This is a genomic window from Flavobacterium sp. (assembly GCF_039595935.1).
Taxonomy (GTDB): Bacteria; Bacteroidota; Bacteroidia; order Flavobacteriales; family Flavobacteriaceae; genus Flavobacterium.
This window is the reverse complement of sequence record NZ_JBCNKR010000005.1, coordinates 150,004-171,834: the sequence shown is the minus strand read 5'-3', so window position 1 is coordinate 171,834 and position 21,831 is coordinate 150,004. Positions and strand designations below refer to the sequence as shown.

The following is a 21,831-nucleotide window of genomic DNA, read 5'->3' as shown; positions in this document are numbered from 1 at the left end:
TGGAAAACTTGGGTTTAGACAAATATATTTTTTTAAATGGAAAAACTACTGTTTCATTGGGATTTTAACGTGGTTTTTGGAATTTAGAACTATATTTTAAAGAAGATAAACGTATTTTTGCTGCTTCAAAAACCAGAATCACTCATGATACAAATTAACGCAGACCAATCTTTTGCTATTGAAGATATATTATTCTCTTTTGCCCTTGAATCTGAAGCTGCAGAAGTTTTTAAAAACTGTAATACCTTAATTACCGGAATCGGAAAAGTCAACGCCGCTTATGAATTGTCAAAAGCAATACAAAAGAAAAAGCCTTCAATAATCATAAATTTAGGATCGGCGGGTAGCAGTTGTTTTCAAAAAGGAGACGTGATTTGCTGTACAAAATTTGTGCAGAGAGATATGGATGTTCGTGGTTTAGGTTTTGCACATTATGAAACCCCATTGTCTGGACTTCCTCCAGTTCTGCAATATGGTTTAAAAATGGACGGTTTGCAGGAAGGTATTTGCGGAACCGGCGATAATTTTGAAATGGGACATTGCTCTGACGCTTATAATGTTGTCGATATGGAAGCGTATGCTCTCGCCATGATTGCCATGAAAGAGAATATTCCGTTTTTATGTCTTAAATATATTTCTGATGGTGCAGACGATAATGCCGCCGAAGACTGGACAGTTCAGGTGCACAAAGCTGCTGTTGCTTATGGTAAAATTTTAGGATTGAATAAAGAAGATGTTTTAGCTTAGTTTTAAATATAAAAACTAAGCCGCTTTTTGCACAAATTCTTTTTTCTCCAAAAGAGTAATCTGATTCTCAGTACAAAGAATCCTCTGAGTAAAATTATTTTTTTGAATCTCAATCAAGTAATGATAGGTCATTTCTTTAATTGCAGATTTTTTGATAAGTCCTTTTTTAAAATCAATTTTTCGTTCTAACACGATAGCCCTGTAAGATCTCCCACTTATTGCTGTGTAGGATACATCTTGTCCTTTTACAAAAATCATTGTTTTAGCTTTTACTTTATTTACTATTATTCGCTAGCACAGTAATCTCGTTTCACAAAAAAAGAGTTGAAAAATAATTATAAGGGGGGCTAAAAAATTTTTCGAAACTGTCAGTGCAATGTATAAATATTCAAAAATTTTAGACCAGGTATAAATACCTGTTTTTAGATTTTAAATGTTATTTTTTCGTGAATCAAATTATTAAGAAAAGCTTTGTTATTGTTGGCTTTAGCGTGAAAATTTGATACAATTTAGAACAGTGGTTTTCAACCTTTCTCAATACCAAATTCCTAATTTTGAAGTGATAGAATTTCATTCAAAAACAACTAAAAAAAGTCAAAATGGTACACGAAAGAGTGATGGAGAAACTGGCAATTTTAGCCGACGCTGCAAAATATGATGTTTCGTGTTCGTCTAGTAACAGCACCCGAAAAAATAAAAATAAAGGTTTGGGTGATGCCTCAGGAAACGGAATTTGTCACGCATATACTGAAGACGGACGCTGTGTTTCGCTGCTTAAAATTCTATTGACCAATCATTGTATTTTCGACTGTGCGTATTGCGTAAGCAGAAAAAGCAACGATATCAAACGTGCCGCTTTTACGGTTCAGGAAGTGGTAGACTTAACGATTGGTTTTTATAGAAGAAATTATATCGAAGGCTTGTTTTTAAGTTCGGGTATTTTTGACAATCCCGATTATACGATGGAACGTTTAGTTAGAATCGTAAAGAAACTTCGGCTGGAAGAAAATTTCAACGGATATATTCATTTAAAAGCAATTCCGGGCGCGAGTGCTGAATTGCTGAGAGAAGCCGGGCTTTATGCCGATCGTTTAAGTGTAAATGTCGAAATGCCCACAGAAAAAAGTCTTAAACTTCTGGCTCCTGATAAAAACCATATCGATGTAATTAAACCAATGGAATTTCTAAAAGAAGAAATCGTTGGTTATAATGAAGAAAAAAAGAAAAACTACAAAACACCGCTTTTTGCTCCGGCCGGGCAAAGTACGCAAATGGTAATTGGTGCAACTCAGGAAAATGATTTGGAAATCCTCGGTATGTCTAATTATTTCTATGAAAAGATGAACATGCGTCGGGTTTATTATTCGGGATATGTGCCAATAAGTTATGATAATCGACTTCCGGTAATTGGAACGCCTGTACCAATGATTCGCGAAAATCGGTTGTATCAGGCCGATTGGCTTTTGCGTTTTTACGGATTTAATGTCAACGAAATTGTAGGTTTCGATCAGCCGAATCTTGATTTGGATATTGACCCAAAACTCGGCTGGGCTTTGCGAAATCTGGATAAATTTCCGGTTGATGTCAATACGGCCGATTTAGAATTAATTCTGAGAATTCCCGGAATTGGCGTTTCAGGTGCTCACAAGATTGTTGCTGCCCGAAAGTTTAAAAGATTACAGCCCGAAGATCTGCAAAAATTAGGAATTGCGTACAGCAGGTCAAAATACTTTTTGGCTTTTGCTTCGCCATTTCAGTTACAGCGGGATTTGACTTCCATTCAAATAAAAGATCATATTCTAAATACGCAGAATAGCAAATACAAAAACGATTTTTCGAATCAGCTTTCTTTATTTTAAGCCAAATGACACAAGTAATTTACGATAGTACTTTTGAAGGCTGGCTGACGGCAGTATTTGAGATTTATGAACAGAAATTCGAAGATGTTGTTTTTGCTAAAAGCGAAGTTTCTAATACATTACTTTTTTCTGAAAGATATTTTGTAGAAACAGATTTACAAAAAGCAAAACGTGTTTTAAACGGATTGAAACAAAAACTTTCATCTGAAGGTTTTGCGAATATTTACAAAGCTTTTTTATCTGAAATTGATAAAATGGATGAAACCTTGTTTCAATATGTAAAGTATATTTTTTCGAGCGCCATAAATGTGGAAGATGATTTGTCTAATTCACCAGTTTTAGAAGTTAGAAAAGCGGCATATTTAACCGGAAGAGAAAGCCATAGAATGAAAGCTTTTGTGCGATTTAAACTAACCAAAGACAATTTGTATTATGCCATCGTCGAACCGGATTGTGATGTTTTGCCTTTAATAGAAAAACATTTTACAAACCGTTATGCTGACCAGCGATGGTTAATTTATGATGCGAAACGCAAATACGGAATTTATTATGATCTCGAAAATACTACTTCGGTACAATTGGAATTTAATGCCAATTCTAATTCGTCTCAATTTTTAGCCGAAATAAGTGATGATAACGAAGAGTTTTTCCAGAATCTTTGGCGACAGTTTTTTAAAAGTGTCAATATCGAATCGAGAAAAAATACAAAACTGCACTTACAGCACATGCCAAAACGGTATTGGAAGAATTTGACGGAGAAAATCCCAAATTTGAAGAAATAAGAATTAGTTGAATTTAATCTTCTGCTTCTAATACAATTTTGCAATCCATAAAAGAAATTTCAGGATTCCATTTAATTGTCCATTCGCACATTTGTTTCAAAACCGGAAGAAAAGATTTTCCTTTTTCTGTTAAGGAATATTCTACTCTTGGCGGTACTTCTCCAAATTTCTGTCTTAGAATAAAACCATCATCTTCGAGTTCACGAAGCTGATCGGTTAATACTTTTCTAGAAACACCTTCCATAAAGAAAAGCAGTTTCCCAAAACGGACACTTTTATTGGCTAGTAAATACAAAATAATTGGTTTCCATTTATTGCCAATAATATTCATTGTGTGAAGCATTGAACAAAAATCTTTGTTCTCAATTAGTTTTCGTGCCATAAGTTACTTTTCGGTTACCGCAATTTTTCTTAAATCAATTCTCATTAGTTGCAAATATAAACTATTGATAGTTTATTTGTAGAACTATTGGGAACAAAAGTACTTAAGAAATAATAAGAGCCATTTTTCTGCAGAAAAAACGACTGAAAAACATGAAAAATTATGAAGATTAACAAAGAAGAAATGGTCAGAGGATTAACAACATCCGAAATAGAATCAATCACAACTTTTTACGCACTTTGGGGAACAAAACAACCTGAATTATTAGATGAAATCTGTACTCCTGACTGGAAAGATATTCCGCTTTTACCTAATCAGGCAAAAGGACCAAAAGGTTTGCAAGATATTATTAAAGGTCTTACCGCTGACTTTCCCGATATAGAAATCAATATTTTAGAGATTTTTGGAACGCATGAACGTGCGGGAGTAAGAGCTGAGATTGTATTTACGCATGATAAGGAATTAATTGGAATACCGGCAACCAACAAAAAAGTATCAGTGGCAATACATGAATTTCATTATTTAAAAGATGGAAAAATAACGCACACCTGGCATTTAGAAGACTGGTTTGGTTTATTAATGCAAAGCGGCGGATTTAAAAACAATAATTAATTTAAGATAAAAAGAAAATGAACAAATTATATAAAACAGCTGTTGTAACAGGAATAAGCAGCGGAATTGGGTTAGCATTAACCAAAAAATTACTGAACGAAAATTATAATGTAATTGGAACAACAAGGTCTGGAAAGCTGGAGGATTTTTCGCATCCGAATTTAAAAGTGATTCCATTAGAAGCTACAAGTCAGGAAAGTAGAGATAACGCAATCAGCGAAATTTTAGCTATTACAACTGATGTTGATTTATTGGTAAACAATGCCGGAATTGCTCCGGATGCTTTTTCAAATCAACCTGACCTTGATTCTTTCACGGAAACAATAAATACCAATGTTACGAGTGTAATTTTCTTTACAGAATCGTTATTGAAAAATATCAAAACGAGCGGAAAAATTGCTTTTATTTCAAGCAGCATGGGATTGTTGAAAAATGCGGCGCCAAACGGAACTGCTTATCGAATTTCAAAAAATGCCATTAATATGTACGCAGCAATGCTGGCAACCCGAGTTGTAGAAAAGCAAATTATTGTAACGCCAATTCATCCGGGCTGGGTTCAAACTAAACTGGGAGGAAACCAAGCGCCATTTACAACAAAAGATTCTGCAGACGGAATTTATAACGCTATTCTTTTAAACACAGAATCGGGTAAATTTTGGGATATAACGATTCCCGGCATCGATTAATTGGGACATAAATCTTATCAATAAAACCCTTAAACTATAATTTGTTTAAGGGTTTTATTTTTAAGTTAAGACTTTATAATAATTGTAATTTCTTTTCCTTTTTTCTTTTCGAAAGTGAAGGCTGTTCAAAATAGGAAGTAAGTTCTAATGAATAAATGACACTTGTAATTTTCCATTTGCCGTCTCTTTTTATTAGAGTTAAATATTTACCGCCCCAGTTGGTCATTTTATTATCGGCCCAAAAACTATAATCCATTGTTACAGAAGCTACAGTTCCATCTTCAATAATGTGAATATTGTCAAACTTATCTTCGGTAAATTGATGACGGAATAAACTTCTCATAAAACCTTTATAAGTTCCGGAAAAATAATTTGATCCGGCTTTTTCAATTCCTTTTTTCTCAACTTCTTTATTTTGAGATTTATCCATAAGCGCGGCACACCAAGTTACGATTCCGTCATTAAATAAATTATAAAAAGCTATAGAATCTCTTTTAATTACGCTTTCGCTGTATTTTTCTATAATGTCATTTATTTCTTTTTTGTTATCTGTTTTGGATTGAGCATTTATATTTTGGATGAAAATCAAACAGCTAAAAATCAATAGTTTTACGGCTCTCATTTTTCTAGCTTTTTACGGTTATGAATCACTTTATATTCAATAGTTAATCCTTCATAACCATAGGCATCAGCTTTCATTTCTTCGATTGCGGTATAACTCACAGGATGAATTCCACCCAATCGAAGTGCCAATGCTTCATGTACCGCATCGATATAATTGGCTTTATCATCTTTGAGATTTGTCGAATCGGAGATTTTAATTGTAAGATGGAAACTTTTTATGTTTAAATCTTCCAGCGATTCGGAATTAATAAACCAAAAATTGTCTGGAAGAAATGAGACATTTACAACCGTAACTTCGGGTTTTTTATTGAGAATTTTTTTGGTAAGATCGCTAATAATTATCGCTAATTCTTTTGCTAAAGCAGCGTCTTCTTTTCCGCTTACTTTTAAATTTATAATTGGCATACTTCAAATATTTAAAAATTAATGAAGTACAAAGCTTATTATAACAGCAGACTTATTTATTGATGTATGTTAAGAGTTTTATTCTGCTTAAAGATTCGGGTTTAATTCCTAAATAAGAAGCAATATGATATTGAGGAACTTTTTGTTCAATTTCAGGATAGAGTTTTCGGATCATTTCTAATCTTTCTGCAGCAGAATTTTTTAGAAAAGAAGTTTCTCTTTTGCATTTTCTAATAAAATAATTATCAGAGATGTATTTGGCAAGTTTTAAATAGTTAGTGTCTTTTTCAATCAAGAAATGAAATTGCTGATGAGTAATATAATACAACTCAACATCCGTTAAGGCTTCTATATTACAGTTTGTTGGCATTTGAGTTAAAAAACTCGTGTACGCACTTGCAAAACTGTTTTCGAGATAAAAATCGTTATTAAATTCGCCGTCATTATTTTGTACATACGATCTCATTGTTCCTGAAATTACAATAGCAATAAAATCGCAGACAGAACCTTCCTGAATTAAATGTTCTTTTTTCTTGAGAGTTTTAAAATGTAATTGTTTCAGGAATTCTTCATAATGATCAGAACTTAATCCTAGAGTTTCAGTAAAAATAATGCGTAGTGATTCCATTATTGATCATCAATTTTACTTACTTTTTTTCAAAGCATCCAACAATTCAACCATATCAACCACACCATAAGTAGACGAATAATCAGATACAGCATACGGTAAAATTAAACTGTTATTGTGAATAATGGCTCCGCAGGAATATACCACATTTGGCACATAACCTTCACGTTCGTCTTCAAGAGGAGAAAGCAAAGGTTCGCTCAATCTTCCAATTTCTTTTGACGGATCGTCAAGATCAAAAAGAGATGCACCAATACAATAACGTCGCATTGTACCCACGCCATGTGTGATAACAAGCCAGCCTTCTTCTGTCCAAAGCGGCGATCCACAGTTTCCTATTTGAGTGAGTTCCCAGGTGTAGCGCGGCTGTTGCAATAAAACAGGCGTGTTCCATTGTGTAACACGGTTCGAATACATAATATAATTATTTACACCGTCAATACGGGAAAGCATGGCGTATTTTCCTTTTATTTTTCTCGGAAACAAAGCCAGGTTTTTATTTTGTGCACCTTCTCCATGCAGCGGCATTACTCTGAATGAATAAAAATCTTCTGTTGAAATAAGTTTGGGTAATATGGCGTGGCCATTATAGGCCGTGTAAGTTGCCATAACACGTACGGAATTATCATCATCGGTAAAACGAACAAAACGTGCGTCTTCAATTCCGCGGCTTTCAGAATCGGAAATCGGGAAAATGACACGTTCTGTAATATCAGAATCGTGTTTGAACTGCAAATCATAAAAAGAATTGGCAAGCCAGAGTATTTCTTCGAGCGCCACTCGTCTTTCCTGACGAATAGACGCATCACTTAAAGCAGTTTTTAAAGTATTTTTTAAAATCGCAAATTCAAATTCATCCGGCAGATCCTGCATGATTTGATCGATGTATTTGTCCTGCGTATGCATTTCGAGCAATTTGGTCAAAAAACGCTCTTTGTTGAATAGCGTTTTGTGTTCAATTTCGGCTTTATCAATATGGTGACCAATTTTCATGATCTGCAGATTATTGTCACGATCGAGAATTCCTCTTCTAAAAACAATCGAAGAAATATGACCTTCACCCGTAGCGCGGAAAGAAATAATAACACGTTTTTCTCCCATTTCTAAACCTGATTGATCAAAATCTTCTACAATTGAAGGATTAAAAATCGCTGCCGATTCAATTGCATATTCCATTGTGCAATACGAACCAATGAGCATTTTTCGATTTAGCGACATAGCTTCATAATCAATCTTCATGTCTTCGATTATAGGTCTGATTTTTTCGCAGTGTCTAAAAAATACTGCCGAAATATTTCGGTGTCGTCTGGCAAATTCACGAAGTGTCTGCTCTAAGGTTTCCAGAACTTGTTTTTCATCCAAAGTCATTATACGAAGCACCATTTGCTGGGTTCTTTCATAACCATTCATAAAATAACGGGCAACTACTCTTCTGGAATCTGGGGTAAATTTTATACTTTTTCGAACTACGGATACTCGCATGGTTTTGGTTTTAAATTGTAATAAAAAAATAAAGGCATTTACGTATTACAAATTAATTGCGGTATAAAGATACCTTTTAATTTGCTGAGAAAATTTAGAGTTATGCCTGCTGCAAAAAGAAATAATACACAGGTTATTATTTCTTTTGCTATAACAAGTTAATAATTTTGTTAAAGAAAAAGCTTAATTTTTTATTAAAATCTCTCTGGGCATTGGTTTTTCTAATTCTTTTAGATCAGCATAAAGATTAAATTAGTTTTAAATATAGCGCAGTTTTTCTTCTTCAATATCGAGATAATGCATTTGTCTGCGAATAATAGATTCGTCTAAAGTCTGATCTTCTTTATTTTTATTAATGAGCCATTTTCGCTGCTGGATTATTAAATCAAGATAAATATGTTTGTGGTCCTGACTTATAATTTCATTATCGATTCCTTTAATATGCTGTTCCCATTTTTGAATAAGATGCTGTAAAGAAGGGTTATGTTCTGTCTGACCTTCATAATTTGTTTTTAAATAATCCAAAACAAACTCAGCCAGTTCCTGTTTTAAATGATTAGCAGCTTCATGGCGAGGTACAGGATCATAAATATCATTCAGTTTAATTTTTTTAATAAAATAAGGAAGCGTTAATCCCTGAATTAATAAGGTCAAAAGAATCACAATAAAAGTGATAAATAAGATAAGATTACGCTGTGGAAATCCATTGCCGTTATTTAAGTAAACCGGAATAGATAATGCCGCAGCCAGCGAAACAACACCGCGCATTCCTGTCCAGCCCAAAATAAAAGGTGTTTTGTAACCGGGATTTCGGTTATCAGCAACCGTAATAAAATTTCGGGCAATGAGCGTAACAATTACGGCACCGTAAGAAGATATAATTCGGCTTATAATTAAAACAAAAGTAATTAGTACACCGTATCCAATTGCTGTCATGAGGCTGGTTTCTTCAAGTCCTTTTGTAATTTCAGGTAAATCTAAGCCGATAAGCATAAACACCAATCCATTTAAAATGAAACATAAACTTTCCCAGACATTGAGACTTTGTAAACGAGATTTACTGCTCAAAAAACGATGACGATTATTAGACAATAGCAATCCGCAGCTTACAACGGCCAATACTCCGGAGCTATGTACTTCTTCGGCAGCGAGATAAATAATATAAGGTGTTAACAAAGAGAGAAAGATATCTAAATTAGCATCAGTTGGTAAATATTTGTGTGCTTTCATAAAAAGCCATCCTATTAATAAACCAATCGCTACGCCTCCAAAAACCATCCAGCTAAAACTTATTGCCGCTTTGTAAAATATAAACTGCTCTGTTGCAACGGCAATCATAGCAAACCTGAAAATGATTAAAGACGAAGCATCGTTTAATAAACTTTCGCCTTCTAATATTGAGGAAAGGGTTTTGGGTACTTTAACAAATTTTAAAATAGCGCCCGCACTTACAGCATCGGGAGGAGATACAATTGCGCCCAAAACAAAACCTAATGCCAATGAGAATCCCGGAATAAAATAATTCGCCACGATTGCTACAGAAAACGCTGACACAAAAACAACAATAAAAGCAAAGCTTGTAATAATACGGCGCCAGCGCCACATTTGTTTCCATGAAACCGTCCATGCCGCTTCGTATAACAACGGAGGCAGGAAAATAAAGAATATGAGTTCGGGATCGATTTTGATTACGGGAACTCCCGGAAAAAAACTTATAGCCAATCCTGCCAGTACTAAAAGAACAGGATAAGCGACTTTTATTTTATTGGCCAGCATAATGAGCAATAAAATAATGATTAACAGACCAAGGTAAAAAGGAAAGTTGTCCAGCATTTTTTTAATTTAGATTTCTATATTCGACAGGAGTGTAACCCGTATTTTTTTTAAACATTCGATTAAAGTGCTGCGGATATTTGAAACCTAATTCAAAAGCGATCTGACTAATCGATTTTTCGGTATCAAAAATTCGCTCTTTTGCCAGGTTGATCAATTTTAGCTGAATATGTTCCTGAGCTGATTTTCCGGTTTCTTTTTTGATTAAATCGCCAAAATAATTAGGCGAAAGATGTAAAAGATCGGCAAAGTAACCTACAGACGGCAATCCTGCATTTTCTGCATTTTCTGACTGAAAATAGTCATTTAAACTGTTTTCAAATTTGGATAAAATATCAGTATTGATGTTTTCACGGCTGATGAATTGTCTGTCATAAAAACGAACACAATAATTTAAAAGAAGATCAATAGTATTGCAAATAATATTTTTGGTGTGTTTGTCTATATTCTGGCTTAATTCGTATTCTAATTTGCTGAATAAATCTTTTATGATTTGCTGTTCTTTGAGTGATAAATGAAGGGCTTCATGCGAATCATAAGAAAAAAAAGAATACTGATTTATGTTTTTAGATAATGCAGATCCTTTTATAAAATCAGGATGAAATAAAAGTGTTAATCCTGTCGATTTATAATCATCGGTATTATTTACTTCGAGAACCTGCCCGGGCGCTACAAAAATCATTGTGCCATCGTCATAATCATAATTATTGCGGCCGTATTTTAATTCACCGCAATTTCCGGCTTTTAAAAATATAGCATAAAAACCAAAATGTAAGCGGGTATTATTAGGCAGAGGTTTGCTGTTTGTGTTATCAAAAAAGCTTATTAAAGGATGCTGTGTTTCGACTCCTTTTAACTGATTGTATTGTGTAACTTTTTCAAGTTTTATTTGTTCCATGATCTGTTTTTAAAATTAGCTATACAAATATACTGTTCAGATTATTAATAACTTAGCATGATTATTCAAATCAGTAAAAATGGTAATAATAGCAGTAATCTGTATTATATACAGCTGGTTTTATTAAAGGAAATTTGTACTGTTAAAAATAACAAATAAACTTTTATATAAATAAAATTATGGAAAAGAGAATATTAGGAACACAAGGTTTAGAAGTTTCGGCATTAGGACTTGGCTGTATGGGGTTAAGTTTTGCTTATGGTACTGCGGTTGACAAACAACACGGAATTAAAATTATTAGAGAAGCATACGAGCAGGGAATTAATTTTTTTGATACTGCCGAAGCTTACGGTATTGCAAATGAAGAGTTAGTAGGAGAGGCTGTGGCTCCTTTTAGAAAAGATGTTGTGATTGCCACTAAATTCGGTTTTAAAGACGGACAGGCTTTTAATGGTCAGGACAGCCGGCCTGAAAATATAAGAGCGGTTGCCGAAGAATCTTTAAGACGTTTAAAAACAGATGTTATAGATTTATTTTATCAGCACAGAGTGGATCAAAATGTGCCAATTGAAGATGTTGCCGGAACGGTTAAAGATCTTATACAGGAAGGAAAAGTAAAATACTTTGGAATGTCTGAAGCTGGTGCAGCAACGATTAGAAAAGCAAATGCAGTTTTGCCTGTTTCTGCTTTGCAAAGCGAATATTCTATTTGGTGGCGTGAACCTGAGTTAGAAGTTTTACCAGTTTTGGAAGAATTAGGAATTGGTTTTGTACCGTTTAGTCCGTTAGGAAGAGGATTTTTGACTGGTGCTATCACTGAAAAAACCAGTTTTGAAGCGACAGATTTTAGAAATAATCTGCCTCGTTTTAGTGAAGAAAACAGAAAAGCAAACCAAAAATTAGTTGATCTTTTATCAGTAATTGCGACTCAAAAACAAGCAACGCCTTCACAAATTGCATTAGGCTGGCTTTTGGCTCAAAAACCTTGGATTGCGCCAATTCCGGGTACAACAAAATCACATCGATTAACTGAAAATATTGGCGGCGCTTCTATTAATTTATCTGCAGAAGATGTTAAAAAAATTGATGATGCTTTTGCTCAGACTACTATTCAGGGAGATCGCTACCCATCTCATATTCAACAGACAACAGGGAAATAAATAGTTGAAAATATAAAAGAGGCTGTCTAAAAAGTAATATTTTTATATTTCTACTTTTGTTAAAGCCCCAGCGGGGCAGAATATTTATAGAAATTTAAAAACACGAATCCAAAACAGCTCCGGAGGAGCGAAATATAACAGTATTTAGAAAAAAAATATATCGCTCCTCTGGAGCTTTGTAATTGATAATAAATACAATTTCTATAAATATTTCGCTTTTCCAAAGCTCATCTTTGGTTGTTCAATACTTTTCAGACAACTTCTTTTAAAGTAACTAACACCATGAACTAAAAATTTACATTTTTGAAAGTGGCAGATTAAAATTTACTTTTATTTTATCGGCCACTTTTTTACTTACAATTTTTGGAATTTCGATGGCAAAATCACCAGGTGTTACTTCAAAATTTCCTGTGATTGTAATTTTATCATCGACTTTTTGAATTTTGGCATTTGCCGTAATTTTTTTGATTCTTCCGTGTAAAGTCAAATCTCCTGAAATCTTTACTGGTTTCGCCGAAGCAGAAAGTTTAGAAACATCAAAATCTTCAATTTTTCCTTTAAAAGAAGCTTTTGGGAACTTGTCTGATTCTACATAATTTTCATTAAAATGCTCTTCCATCAAAGCGACTTTAAATCGAAATCCTTTCATCAGCGTTAAAACGGCAATGTCTCCCGTTCCCGAATCTAAAATGGCTGAGGTATTTTTGTTTTCTGCAGCCACTTCTTCAAAAGAATCAACAGAAGCTTCAAATTTTAAATTTCCTGTTTTTGTTGCATATTTTTGGGCTGAAACATGAAATATTCCAACAAATAAAAACAGCATTACAATTTGTTTTTTCATTCCTTATAGATTTAATTTTCTAATAATCCGTCTGTACTCCATTGCAAAATGGTATTAATTTTATCCTGAGACATTCTTCCGCCTTTTGGCATTTGTCCCGGAGTTCCGTTCTGACGCTGAATTCGGTCTAAAAGATCAGTATTTAAAACGGCATCTTTAACTTCGGCATACGTTTCTAAAGGAGCAAGTGTTCCTCCAGAAGCATGACAGGCAATACAATTTGAATTGATTATCGATTTTACGTTTGCATTGTACGTAACCGGACCCGTTATCACTTCTGGTTCTTCGAGACTTTCGTAAGTGGTAGAATCACAGCTGTAAAGGGACAATAATATACCTGATAGGAAAATGTATTTTTTCATATTTTATATTTTTAGAAAACTCTGTATAAATTAAATCCAAAGAAGAAATCGCCTTTGCCCCAATCGCCAGTTGCGTTTGTTAAATACCCGCTCTCTGTCATTGATTGAGAATTGGTAAAAATCAATTGAAAAATGTGTCCGCCGGTATCAATATCTAAACCTACAGACAGCGGATTATGATAAAAATCGGGTTTATTGAAATTCTCACCATATTCCAGATTTAAAGAGAGTCTTTTGGTTAATTTCATTCTTCCGCCGGCACTTAATGTAAATTGATTATCATTTTCGTTATCCGGATTATACAGGTTTTTATGAATATAAGAAGGAGCCAGTTCAAGAGAGAATTTTTCAGAGAATTTTCTGGAGATTAAAAGCTGATTGATATACGTTAATCGGTCAGAGAATTCTATTTTAGGATAATCATCTTTTTTCAATCCGCTGTTAATATCGATGGTGTTGTAACCCACAATATCAAACGGGAATTGATCATTTTGTCTTGCTAATCTGTATTTTACGGAGGTTTCATAAATTTTAAGCAAAGTGTGGCGAGAAGCACTTACAGAAAGCCAGTCGGTTACTCCGTAAATACCGCCAATTTTCGTAGTCGCATCATCAAAGCCAAAAAACTCCGAAATTCCGCCTTTAACAGATCCGAAACGGTGCGATATAACGATATAAAGTTCTTTTTTGGCTGCCAGTTTTGTCGACTGCAGCGTTATAATCTGCAGACCTTTAAAAGTGGCTGCAGCATTTTTATCTACAACCTGCGTAGAATCGAGTGTAGAAAGTAAATCTTCCTGCGCATTGGCAAACAAGCAGATTAAAAAACTGGCTAGTAAAAATATTCGTTTTTTCATATTTAATGTTGTTGTATACTGCATTGATCCAATTTTACTATTTCGAATAAATCATCAAAACCAATACATCTTCCTTTTATATTGATGGATTTATTCATGAAATTCATTTTCGTTTTTTCATTCATTTTACAAAACACTTTTCCATCAATTACCATAGAAGAATCTGTAACTTCAGAAACAATTCCTTCAACTTCAATTGTTTTATTCAAATATTTTGTGTCTGCCTGCGTAGGATTGTCAGCATATTGACTTTCTAAATTCTTTGCAGAAATGGTAAACATTGATTTTTCACTAGTGACATCCCTGGCGTCTTTGTATAAAACATATTGATAGATGTAATACGGGCCAAAACTTATCACTAGTAAAAAGATCAAAATCTTGATTTTTGTTTTACTCATGAATTTTATGATTTAAATTTTTTTGAAGAAGTGTATCAGAACTTTTCCCTTTTGATAATTTCAAATTAGTCCAATCGAAATCGAACTAATTTGAAATAAGTCATGTTTTGATTTTTAGATAGCAAGCGGAATATCTTTTACAGGAACAGGCCAAATACCAGGACTTGGAAAACTGATTCCTTTATTAGCCCCCATTACACTCGCATCCTGACCGAAATAGTATAAAGGCCAGCCATTGTAAACCAATTGGGATTTACCAAATACAGTAATTACAGAGAATTTAGATTTATCAAGAATAGAAGGCACAACAATTTTGTCTGTTTCATAAATTGGCCAAACCGCATTGTTTGAAAAATCAGATTTAGTAAAGTTGTTTTTCTTGAAATTATCGCTTTTAAAAGTATATAATGTCAAACCTTTAGCATCTGTAAAATAAGTTGTCTGACCGTCTCCAACTGTATAATCAGATTTGTAGTTTTTACCATCATGACCTACAAGCTGGCTTCTAACAATCATGATAGAATAATCTGGTTTTGCAATAAACCAAATTCCGCCAACTCCGTCTCCGGTAGTTTTTCCCGGTTCTTCCAATTTATTAGCTGTATTGCCATAACCATCGTCAGTACCTGGAGCATAGTAGTATAAAGGCCATCCTTTATAAGTTAATTGTTTTTTAGAAGATGGAGTAGTAATGGTTGCAAAATCAGATAATGTTAAACCAGTACCTAATTTAGCAGCAGTTAAATTATCAACATAAAATGGAGGCCAAACAGCTTCGCATCCTCCCGTACAAGAAGATTGTCCTTTAGAATCTGTTGAGAAAAAATATAAAGATCTGCCTTCTTTATCTACAAGATAAGAACCTAATGTTCCACTTGTAGCAAGTGTAACTTCTACTTTAACTTCAGGAGTTGGAGGATTGTTATTTCCGTTGTCTCCACCATCTCCATTGTCGCTGCTGCAGCTTAAAAAGAATGTTGTTATTGCAAGGGCTGCAGCGAATTTAAGTTGTTTTAATTTCATCGTTTTTTAATTTAAGTTAATTGATATGGGTAAAATGAACTTTACTGAAAGCGTAAAGTATATTGTTTTGATTACTATCAAGAAGCGGTTTCTTTTAAACATTTTGTTTTGCTACGAACTGTCGTAAAAGAAAAACCCTTCGTGGTATTTTATGAAGTTTTGTAAGGCGGTCATTTTTCATTCTATTGATAAGGTTCAATAGTAAAACAGCCTTGATGTAGATTACCCTACCAAAGAATTGAATTTTTTTGAAAAAAAAATGTAAGATTTTTAAAATCCGAACTTGAAGGAAATTATAATGAAATCCTAAAGCTCAGATTAGGAGTTCTTTGCAGTGAAAAAGTTTCGACTTCTTCGATAGAATTTGTCAGCGAACTTATTCTGTAATATTCGCTGATTTCGTTTTTTCTGTTGAGAATATTCAGAATAGAAATTCCTAATTTGTACTGAATTCCGTTATCAGATTCCCATTTGTAAGTAGTAGAAAAATTAACCTGCGAAAAAATATGCAGATTGGTATTATTAGGTCTATTGTAAATTAAGGTTGGATTTGACGGATCAATCTGAGAATTATCAGGAGAAGTTTTAGGCCTGCCCGAAGTCCATTTTGTTCCCAGAGCAATTTTAAAATTGTTTTTCTCATAAATTCCCGCCCAAGAAACGGTATGCATAACCTCAAAATTATTTGGGAAAATTGGAAATTCATAATGAGAAAAATGATAATTATTATGGTTATACGTATAACTTAGCCAGGTCAAAAAGTGATTCATTTTTTTTTGAATCAGCATTTCTGTTCCCCAAACGGTATAATCGCCAGTGGTTTTAACAAATTCTAACTGATTCTGAAATCCCTGACTTGAAGTAGTAATTCCGGCTACTTTTTTATAGAAATTTTCTACATCAAAAAGCCAGTCATTTTTTATATAAGACAGGTTTAAAGAAATCTGTCTGCTTTTTTGAATCGGAATTGTAGTATTGTTTGAGATGATCCAGCGTCTTTTTTCAATTCCAAAATAATCTTTCTGGAGTTCAATAATCTGTTGTGAATTCTGGCTTTTGAGTTCGCCCAGTAATTCTAGATTTAGACTTTTACTAATGCCGTAGCCAAGTTGAATTCGGGGTTCAGGAATAATTTTTTTAAACTTTTCGATATAATTAATTCGGGCTCCGGCCTTAAAATAAATTCGGGAAATAGTATCGTTGTATTTTCCTTCCAGAATCAAAGCGTGCGTTCGCAATACATCTTTAACTTTTCGGTAAAAATCAGGGTTTGTTACATCCTCTAAATTTGTGATCCCGACTTCGTTAAACTGATATCCGTTATTAAAAGTAAATTTAGAACTAAGAATATGGTTGTTTTCCAGATTAATTCCGTTGTTGTTAACGGTATTTTCCTGAATTACAATCTGGCCTTCGCTGGTACTTTGATCAGCCAAAAGTTCGTAAGCCGAATTATAAACATTGATTTTTGTGGTATTAAAACTATTCCAGTTTCTTTTCCACGATAAATTTCCGCCATAATTCTGCTGGCGTAAAACATTATTTTCAGATTTATTGATGTCGTAAACCGTTGCACTCTGAAAAACTTCAAGTTTATCTTTTATGGTAATTAAATCTAATATTACTTCGTCTTTACTGCCAATTTTTTGAGCGAATTTTAGTGTGGCATCATAAAAGCCAAATTTTTTATCACTTTGATAATTAACATTTTGCTTGTCTGAGAAATCTGTGATTGTCGTGTTTTGAAATACTTTGTTGAAATACTCTTTGTAAGTAGGCGTTTCTACATAATCTGTAATCGATTTACGTGCCGAAATTTCAATATAACTCTTTTTCGAAAGATTATATTTTCCATAAATATCAGCATTAATCATATTGATTCCGGCGCTTACCGTATTTTTTTCAGCTTTTTCAGGAGTAGAAGAAATAGCCACGACACTCGATACACTTTCTCCGTAAAAGGCAGAACTTCCGTTTTTGTAAATCGAAATGGTATGTGCCAGATTAGGATTAAAAACGGATATTAAACCAAAAAAATGTCCCGTTTGGTACATCCTTATTCCATTCCATAAAAATAAATTCTGGTCATGTGTGCCGCCACGAACATTGATGCTTGAAACACTTTCGTCGATACTGTTTACACCCGGAATTTGCTGCATAGTCTGCAAAGCGTCAGGTTCGATAAGTCCGGGAAGAATACCAAATTTCTTGGGTTTAATTTCAAACGATCCGTCAGCGTTTTTAGAAATTCCCGATGCCAGAATAGCGTTTGTCTTAATTTCTTTAAGCTCTGTAATTTCAGGTTCTAAAACTATTTGAAGACAATCTTTTGAATCCGGATTTAGAATTGCCATTTTTTTGGTGACAAAACCAACATGACTTATGAGAAACTGATTTTTATTATTTCCCCTAAATTCAAAATAACCGTTTGAATCAGTTGAAGCCTGAGTTTTACTAAGAAAACTGATATTGGCGTTTTCGATTGGTTTTTTATCCTTAGCAGAAAAAACGTAACCGCATATTAAAGGCTTTTCATTTTCCTTTTTATAAATATTGATAAATCGGTTGCCAATATTTTCAAAAGCCAAATGGCTATTTTTGGAAAGATATTCCAGTTTTTGTTCTAAAGAAAGTGAACTATTTGGCGGAATTAATTCCAGACCTTCAATATTATTTTCGGTATAATTAAAGCTTACTCCGTGCTGCTGTTCAATTTCAATTATGATTTTTTTAAAAGGCATAGTTTTTCCTTTGTCCTGAGCAAAAACCTTCAGGCCAAGAAAAAAAAGCAACAACAAAAAATGAAATTGTTTGGGGAGCAACATTTATTTTTCGTCAAAAATTATTTTATTTTCTGAAGCTTTCTGAGCCTCTAAATGATATGTTGTACTAATGATCTGCAAGGCTGTATTTAAGTCTTTAGATGGTAATTTTCCTGTAAATAAGGAATTTTTATTTTTAGTTTTTAATTCGATTGTAATATTATACTGCCTTTCAACCTCGTCTAACAAGCTTCTGATATTTTCCTGCTGAAAACTCATTTGATTTTCGATCCATTCCGGTTTTACAGAATCTACATTGAGGCTAACTTGTTTTCCGTTCTCAAAACTAACGCTTTGACCGTGAGTTAATAAAATTTGAGTGCTGGCATAATTTACTTTTACACGTCCTTCATAACAAACGACATCAAATCTGTTTTTTCGGGCTTTTACATTAAACTGAGTTCCTAAAACCGTTACTTTTCCTAAATTCGTCTGCACCTCAAATCGTCTTCCTTTTGCTACTCTAAAATAAGCTTCACCTTGTAATTCAAGACGTCTGTTGCTGTCCCAGTTCCATTTTTTATATTTTATTTCAGAACCGGAATTCAGCACAACTTCAGAATTATCAGGCAGTGCAAAAGTGGTCTTTTTTCCAAAATCAGCTGTTTCAGTCTGCGGCACAAAAAATCTCATGGCAAAGGTTATTCCCAATGCCAAAACCAATATAGCAGCCGCTCTAAAAGCCCATTTTCTATAAAGCGGAACTACTTTTGGAGTTGCTTTTTTCTGGCTTAAAATATTCGACAGCATAGCATTTTCGTCCAGATTATCTACTTCTAAACGAGCAGTATAATCCTTGATTTTTTGATATTTTTCAAAATCAGGACTTGCCTCAAATGCTGCTAATTCATCCGGAGATAAATCATCATTGAGCCATTTTGCTAATAAGCGATTCTTTTTCATTGTATCGTATTATTTAATTAAAACAATTAGAATTAAGTTTACCCTACTTTTATAAATCAATTTCTTTACGAAGACTTAACAGAGCTAAGTGAATTCGTTTTTCTACCGCTTTTACACTAATGTTTAAATCGGCAGCAATTTCACTGTATTTTTTTCCGTCAATTCTATGCATTAAAAAAGCAACGCGCTGCTTTTCGTTTAAGTTTTCGATGGCTTTTAAAAGCTTTGTCTGAAATTGTTTTTCTTCTAAAAGATATTCGGGGCTTTCATTGGTTTTATCCAAACCAGTAAAGTTTTTTTCGTATTTTAAAACCACTTTTTGATGTGCGATCTGGTTCAGACTGCTGTTGTTGGCAATTGTATATACGTAAGATTTTGCTTTTTCAATGGGTACCGATGCACAATTCTGCCAAAGTTTTACAAAAGCTTCCTGCGTTACATCTTCTGCCTGCTCAGCATTACCAAATTTGTAAAGCAGAAAATTTCGGAGCGCTTTTACGTGGCTTTTAAAAAAAGACGAAAAAACTATTTCGTCACAAGTATCTGATTGGTTCTTAGTTGGCATTTATATTTGTGATTGGTATGATGCAAAAGTATTTGTTTTTAGTTTAAGTAGGGTAAAAGCAAAGCTGATTGTTTTATATAAACATCAAATGCTGATTTTCGGCAATAATTTTAAATTAAAAATATGAAACAGAACTATTTGAAGCCGAATTTATTAAAAAAGAGTTTCTTAAAATTTATTACCTTTGTAAAAATATAAATATGTTACCTTTTAAAAAATATTTATCAATAGCAGTAGTTTTCTTACTCTTATTATCTTGTCAAAATGAGTCTGACGATCAGGATAGTAATGACCAAGGAACCATCACAAATGCTTCACCTCTTACCTCTTATCTGCAAAGGGTTGCCATGGTTCCTACTGTACAGGATAATGTAATCGACGGGTCTACTTATTGTACTATAAAATTCCCTTACTCTGTTACAGTTAATGGCGAAAATATTGCGGTTAACAGTGCAGCCGATTATCAAAAAGTTGTTGATAATATCAATGCCAATAATTACGATGATGATATTGTAAAAATAGATTTTCCGGTAACGATGGTTTACTATAATTACATCGAAAAATTTATTCCGCAGGAATCTGATTTTAATGATTTAATCGATTACTGGAACCAATATCCTGATCTTCTTTCTAAAATTAACGGACTCAATATCAATTACCCAATTACGATTAATATTTACAACAGCGCCAATCAGGCCGGAAGTTCTCAAACAATTATAAGCGATCAGGCTTTTTTCAACTTTATTAAAAACCTCAACGCGAGTCAGTACATTTCATTAAAATACCCAATTTCTATAGTTGATTATCATGGACAAACGAAATCTGTTACGAGTAATTTAGACTTCGAAAACGCCATCAAATATGCTATTGATTACTGTCCTGAAAATAATATTGTAACACTAGATTTGGCTACGGTAATTACAAAAGGTTCGTGGGATATTCCGTATTTCTTTAATACTTCAGATAAAACTTCTTCTTATAGTGGTTATTCATTTGTATTTAAAAGCGATAATACTGTTGTGGCTACAAAAGGAGCGGCTACAGAAACTGGACAATGGGAAACTTCGGTTCAAAATAATGTTAGAGAATTAAAACTCACTTTTAATTCTGTATTGCTCAGTAATTTGAACAATAGCTGGAAACTGTTTGAGTTTAATAATTCCCAAATCCGACTAAGAGATGTAAGTGCCAGCACGAATTATCTTTACTTTGAAAAACAATAAATTAGATTAAAAATGAAAACTGACCGTACAATTTGGTTTGAATTGCACGGCCAGAATTCGGAGTTAACTAATCATAAATCATTATTAATAGAGCGTAAAGGTCAAATAATCTAAATTCATATTACCGTTTTCAACGATATGTAAAGTGAGTAACTGTTTTCCTTTTTCTAATGTAATCATTCCAATATTTTCTAAACTGTTCCAATGATGCCATTGTCTCCACGCAACAGGATCTTTATCGTCGTGTGTAGAAACAATTTTCATGTTTCCGGTTGCATCTTTTCCGTTTACGGCAATCGAAATTAATCCGTCACCATTTGCGGTATATAAAACACCAATTTTATATTTTCCTGATTTTTTAACCTCAACCGTATAATTAATCCATTCCGATGGCTGCGTCCAGCCCACATAAAGCTGTTTCATTTTTATCGGAACTTTGGTATAAGGCGTGTCGTCAATGCTGTCTGTTTTGGTATACGAAATATCAACCCCTTCCTTTATCCTGAATTCGTTTAAAGGATTTCCGTTTACCGGATTCAGTTTTCCGCTTCCGTTATTTACCTCATCCGTATCATGATATGCAATTCCTTCGCCTCCCAAATCATAAAATTCGCATTCTATTTTTCCGGGAATCTGCTGTTTTTTAAAAGGTTTTGGCTTTTCAGCCGATGATTGAGCAAACGTCGAAAAGCAATTCAACAAAACAAAGACATTCAGAAATAACAATACTTTTTTCATA

At 33.6% G+C, this 21,831-nt stretch carries 24 protein-coding genes; 7 read left to right on the top strand and 17 right to left on the bottom strand.

Going from position 1 to position 21,831, the window contains the following annotated elements; genetic code table 11:
- The first annotated feature begins 144 nt into the window (after positions 1-144).
- On the top strand, positions 145-747 hold the full coding sequence (locus ABDW27_RS08060; RefSeq protein WP_343695427.1) for a nucleosidase: 603 nt from the start codon (positions 145-147) through the stop codon (positions 745-747).
- 15 nt (positions 748-762) lie between these two features.
- Here ABDW27_RS08060 and ABDW27_RS08055 read toward each other — a convergent pair whose 3' ends face one another.
- Entirely contained in the window at positions 763-1,005 is a 243-nt protein-coding gene (locus ABDW27_RS08055) for a hypothetical protein (RefSeq protein ID WP_343695426.1), read from the bottom strand.
- A 341-nt stretch (positions 1,006-1,346) separates the two neighbouring features.
- On the opposite strand from ABDW27_RS08055, the gene ABDW27_RS08050 reads away from it, so the two are divergent.
- Both ABDW27_RS08050 and ABDW27_RS08045 read left to right on the top strand, forming a co-directional pair.
- Entirely contained in the window at positions 1,347-2,606 is a 1,260-nt protein-coding gene (locus ABDW27_RS08050) for a putative DNA modification/repair radical SAM protein (RefSeq protein ID WP_343695425.1), read from the top strand.
- A gap of 5 nt (positions 2,607-2,611) precedes the next feature.
- Positions 2,612-3,388: a TIGR03915 family putative DNA repair protein gene (locus ABDW27_RS08045; protein WP_343695424.1), complete on the top strand. Its 777-nt coding sequence runs from the start codon at positions 2,612-2,614 to the stop codon at positions 3,386-3,388.
- Between the two features lie 13 nt (positions 3,389-3,401).
- On the opposite strand, the gene ABDW27_RS08040 is transcribed toward ABDW27_RS08045, so the two are convergent.
- The gene (locus ABDW27_RS08040) at positions 3,402-3,770 is read right to left on the bottom strand and encodes a helix-turn-helix domain-containing protein (RefSeq protein WP_343695423.1); all 369 of its coding nucleotides are present in this window, start codon (positions 3,768-3,770) and stop codon (positions 3,402-3,404) included.
- 162 nt (positions 3,771-3,932) lie between these two features.
- Here ABDW27_RS08040 and ABDW27_RS08035 point away from each other — a divergent pair, with 162 nt between their 5' ends.
- Both ABDW27_RS08035 and ABDW27_RS08030 read left to right on the top strand, forming a co-directional pair.
- Entirely contained in the window at positions 3,933-4,382 is a 450-nt protein-coding gene (locus tag ABDW27_RS08035) for an ester cyclase (RefSeq protein ID WP_343695422.1), read from the top strand.
- A gap of 17 nt (positions 4,383-4,399) precedes the next feature.
- Positions 4,400-5,068 (top strand): SDR family NAD(P)-dependent oxidoreductase, encoded by a 669-nt coding sequence (locus ABDW27_RS08030; protein ID WP_343695421.1) that lies wholly within the window; start codon positions 4,400-4,402, stop codon positions 5,066-5,068.
- A 73-nt stretch (positions 5,069-5,141) separates the two neighbouring features.
- Here ABDW27_RS08030 and ABDW27_RS08025 read toward each other — a convergent pair whose 3' ends face one another.
- The 6 genes from ABDW27_RS08025 to ABDW27_RS08000 all read right to left on the bottom strand — a co-directional run bounded on the left by ABDW27_RS08025 (position 5,142) and on the right by ABDW27_RS08000 (position 10,938).
- Positions 5,142-5,690 carry a hypothetical protein gene (locus ABDW27_RS08025; RefSeq protein WP_343695420.1) on the bottom strand — a complete coding sequence of 183 codons (549 nt, stop codon included), beginning with the start codon at positions 5,688-5,690 and terminating at the stop codon, positions 5,142-5,144.
- Positions 5,687-6,097, bottom strand: a complete 411-nt coding sequence (locus tag ABDW27_RS08020) for a hypothetical protein (RefSeq protein ID WP_343695419.1) — start codon at positions 6,095-6,097, stop codon at positions 5,687-5,689. The genes ABDW27_RS08025 and ABDW27_RS08020 overlap by 4 nt, the downstream gene beginning before the upstream one ends.
- Before the next feature lie 52 nt (positions 6,098-6,149).
- Positions 6,150-6,725, bottom strand: coding sequence for a Crp/Fnr family transcriptional regulator (locus tag ABDW27_RS08015; protein ID WP_343695418.1), 576 nt, complete (start codon positions 6,723-6,725; stop codon positions 6,150-6,152).
- Positions 6,726-6,740: 15 nt separating this feature from the next.
- On the bottom strand, positions 6,741-8,207 hold the full coding sequence (locus ABDW27_RS08010) for a glycoside hydrolase family 130 protein (RefSeq protein WP_343695417.1): 1,467 nt from the start codon (positions 8,205-8,207) through the stop codon (positions 6,741-6,743).
- Between the two features lie 258 nt (positions 8,208-8,465).
- Positions 8,466-10,040, bottom strand: a complete 1,575-nt coding sequence (locus ABDW27_RS08005) for a Na+/H+ antiporter (RefSeq protein ID WP_343695416.1) — start codon at positions 10,038-10,040, stop codon at positions 8,466-8,468.
- A gap of 4 nt (positions 10,041-10,044) precedes the next feature.
- The gene (locus ABDW27_RS08000) at positions 10,045-10,938 is read right to left on the bottom strand and encodes a helix-turn-helix domain-containing protein (protein ID WP_343695415.1); all 894 of its coding nucleotides are present in this window, start codon (positions 10,936-10,938) and stop codon (positions 10,045-10,047) included.
- A 179-nt stretch (positions 10,939-11,117) separates the two neighbouring features.
- Here ABDW27_RS08000 and ABDW27_RS07995 point away from each other — a divergent pair, with 179 nt between their 5' ends.
- Positions 11,118-12,098: an aldo/keto reductase gene (locus ABDW27_RS07995; protein WP_343695414.1), complete on the top strand. Its 981-nt coding sequence runs from the start codon at positions 11,118-11,120 to the stop codon at positions 12,096-12,098.
- A gap of 295 nt (positions 12,099-12,393) precedes the next feature.
- On the opposite strand, the gene ABDW27_RS07990 is transcribed toward ABDW27_RS07995, so the two are convergent.
- From ABDW27_RS07990 to ABDW27_RS07955, 8 genes are all read right to left on the bottom strand, one after another.
- Positions 12,394-12,939, bottom strand: coding sequence for a YceI family protein (locus ABDW27_RS07990; protein WP_343695413.1), 546 nt, complete (start codon positions 12,937-12,939; stop codon positions 12,394-12,396).
- A gap of 11 nt (positions 12,940-12,950) precedes the next feature.
- Positions 12,951-13,301 carry a cytochrome c gene (locus ABDW27_RS07985; protein WP_343695412.1) on the bottom strand — a complete coding sequence of 117 codons (351 nt, stop codon included), beginning with the start codon at positions 13,299-13,301 and terminating at the stop codon, positions 12,951-12,953.
- 11 nt (positions 13,302-13,312) lie between these two features.
- Complete coding sequence (locus ABDW27_RS07980) at positions 13,313-14,158, bottom strand: DUF5777 family beta-barrel protein (RefSeq protein WP_343695411.1); 846 nt, start codon at positions 14,156-14,158, stop codon at positions 13,313-13,315.
- Between the two features lie 2 nt (positions 14,159-14,160).
- The gene (locus ABDW27_RS07975) at positions 14,161-14,556 is read right to left on the bottom strand and encodes a hypothetical protein (protein WP_343695410.1); all 396 of its coding nucleotides are present in this window, start codon (positions 14,554-14,556) and stop codon (positions 14,161-14,163) included.
- A 114-nt stretch (positions 14,557-14,670) separates the two neighbouring features.
- On the bottom strand, positions 14,671-15,579 hold the full coding sequence (locus ABDW27_RS07970) for a hypothetical protein (protein WP_343695409.1): 909 nt from the start codon (positions 15,577-15,579) through the stop codon (positions 14,671-14,673).
- Between the two features lie 293 nt (positions 15,580-15,872).
- Complete coding sequence (locus ABDW27_RS07965) at positions 15,873-18,320, bottom strand: carboxypeptidase-like regulatory domain-containing protein (protein WP_343695408.1); 2,448 nt, start codon at positions 18,318-18,320, stop codon at positions 15,873-15,875.
- An 84-nt stretch (positions 18,321-18,404) separates the two neighbouring features.
- Positions 18,405-19,304, bottom strand: coding sequence for a FecR domain-containing protein (locus ABDW27_RS07960; protein WP_343695407.1), 900 nt, complete (start codon positions 19,302-19,304; stop codon positions 18,405-18,407).
- 49 nt (positions 19,305-19,353) lie between these two features.
- Positions 19,354-19,869: an RNA polymerase sigma-70 factor gene (locus tag ABDW27_RS07955; RefSeq protein ID WP_343695406.1), complete on the bottom strand. Its 516-nt coding sequence runs from the start codon at positions 19,867-19,869 to the stop codon at positions 19,354-19,356.
- A gap of 200 nt (positions 19,870-20,069) precedes the next feature.
- Between ABDW27_RS07955 and ABDW27_RS07950 the strand changes: the two genes are divergently transcribed.
- Positions 20,070-21,092 (top strand): hypothetical protein, encoded by a 1,023-nt coding sequence (locus ABDW27_RS07950; RefSeq protein ID WP_343695405.1) that lies wholly within the window; start codon positions 20,070-20,072, stop codon positions 21,090-21,092.
- Between the two features lie 84 nt (positions 21,093-21,176).
- Here the strand turns inward: ABDW27_RS07950 and ABDW27_RS07945 are convergent, their stop codons facing one another.
- A complete protein-coding gene (locus ABDW27_RS07945; protein WP_343695404.1) occupies positions 21,177-21,830 on the bottom strand; it encodes a hypothetical protein in 654 nt (217 codons plus the stop codon).
- Position 21,831: the final 1 nt, after the last annotated feature.

Bases quoted from the DNA above. Each gene is read 5' to 3' on its own strand.
- ABDW27_RS08060 (WP_343695427.1), top strand. From the start codon at position 145: ATGATACAAATTAACGCAGACCAATCTTTTGCTATTGAAGATATATTA.
- ABDW27_RS08055 (WP_343695426.1), bottom strand. From the start codon at position 1,005: ATGATTTTTGTAAAAGGACAAGATGTATCCTACACAGCAATAAGTGGG.
- ABDW27_RS08050 (WP_343695425.1), top strand. From the start codon at position 1,347: ATGGTACACGAAAGAGTGATGGAGAAACTGGCAATTTTAGCCGACGCT.
- ABDW27_RS08045 (WP_343695424.1), top strand. From the start codon at position 2,612: ATGACACAAGTAATTTACGATAGTACTTTTGAAGGCTGGCTGACGGCA.
- ABDW27_RS08040 (WP_343695423.1), bottom strand. From the start codon at position 3,770: ATGGCACGAAAACTAATTGAGAACAAAGATTTTTGTTCAATGCTTCAC.
- ABDW27_RS08035 (WP_343695422.1), top strand. From the start codon at position 3,933: ATGAAGATTAACAAAGAAGAAATGGTCAGAGGATTAACAACATCCGAA.
- ABDW27_RS08030 (WP_343695421.1), top strand. From the start codon at position 4,400: ATGAACAAATTATATAAAACAGCTGTTGTAACAGGAATAAGCAGCGGA.
- ABDW27_RS08025 (WP_343695420.1), bottom strand. From the start codon at position 5,690: ATGAGAGCCGTAAAACTATTGATTTTTAGCTGTTTGATTTTCATCCAA.
- ABDW27_RS08020 (WP_343695419.1), bottom strand. From the start codon at position 6,097: ATGCCAATTATAAATTTAAAAGTAAGCGGAAAAGAAGACGCTGCTTTA.
- ABDW27_RS08015 (WP_343695418.1), bottom strand. From the start codon at position 6,725: ATGGAATCACTACGCATTATTTTTACTGAAACTCTAGGATTAAGTTCT.
- ABDW27_RS08010 (WP_343695417.1), bottom strand. From the start codon at position 8,207: ATGCGAGTATCCGTAGTTCGAAAAAGTATAAAATTTACCCCAGATTCC.
- ABDW27_RS08005 (WP_343695416.1), bottom strand. From the start codon at position 10,040: ATGCTGGACAACTTTCCTTTTTACCTTGGTCTGTTAATCATTATTTTA.
- ABDW27_RS08000 (WP_343695415.1), bottom strand. From the start codon at position 10,938: ATGGAACAAATAAAACTTGAAAAAGTTACACAATACAATCAGTTAAAA.
- ABDW27_RS07995 (WP_343695414.1), top strand. From the start codon at position 11,118: ATGGAAAAGAGAATATTAGGAACACAAGGTTTAGAAGTTTCGGCATTA.
- ABDW27_RS07990 (WP_343695413.1), bottom strand. From the start codon at position 12,939: ATGAAAAAACAAATTGTAATGCTGTTTTTATTTGTTGGAATATTTCAT.
- ABDW27_RS07985 (WP_343695412.1), bottom strand. From the start codon at position 13,301: ATGAAAAAATACATTTTCCTATCAGGTATATTATTGTCCCTTTACAGC.
- ABDW27_RS07980 (WP_343695411.1), bottom strand. From the start codon at position 14,158: ATGAAAAAACGAATATTTTTACTAGCCAGTTTTTTAATCTGCTTGTTT.
- ABDW27_RS07975 (WP_343695410.1), bottom strand. From the start codon at position 14,556: ATGAGTAAAACAAAAATCAAGATTTTGATCTTTTTACTAGTGATAAGT.
- ABDW27_RS07970 (WP_343695409.1), bottom strand. From the start codon at position 15,579: ATGAAATTAAAACAACTTAAATTCGCTGCAGCCCTTGCAATAACAACA.
- ABDW27_RS07965 (WP_343695408.1), bottom strand. From the start codon at position 18,320: ATGCCTTTTAAAAAAATCATAATTGAAATTGAACAGCAGCACGGAGTA.
- ABDW27_RS07960 (WP_343695407.1), bottom strand. From the start codon at position 19,304: ATGAAAAAGAATCGCTTATTAGCAAAATGGCTCAATGATGATTTATCT.
- ABDW27_RS07955 (WP_343695406.1), bottom strand. From the start codon at position 19,869: ATGCCAACTAAGAACCAATCAGATACTTGTGACGAAATAGTTTTTTCG.
- ABDW27_RS07950 (WP_343695405.1), top strand. From the start codon at position 20,070: ATGTTACCTTTTAAAAAATATTTATCAATAGCAGTAGTTTTCTTACTC.
- ABDW27_RS07945 (WP_343695404.1), bottom strand. From the start codon at position 21,830: ATGAAAAAAGTATTGTTATTTCTGAATGTCTTTGTTTTGTTGAATTGC.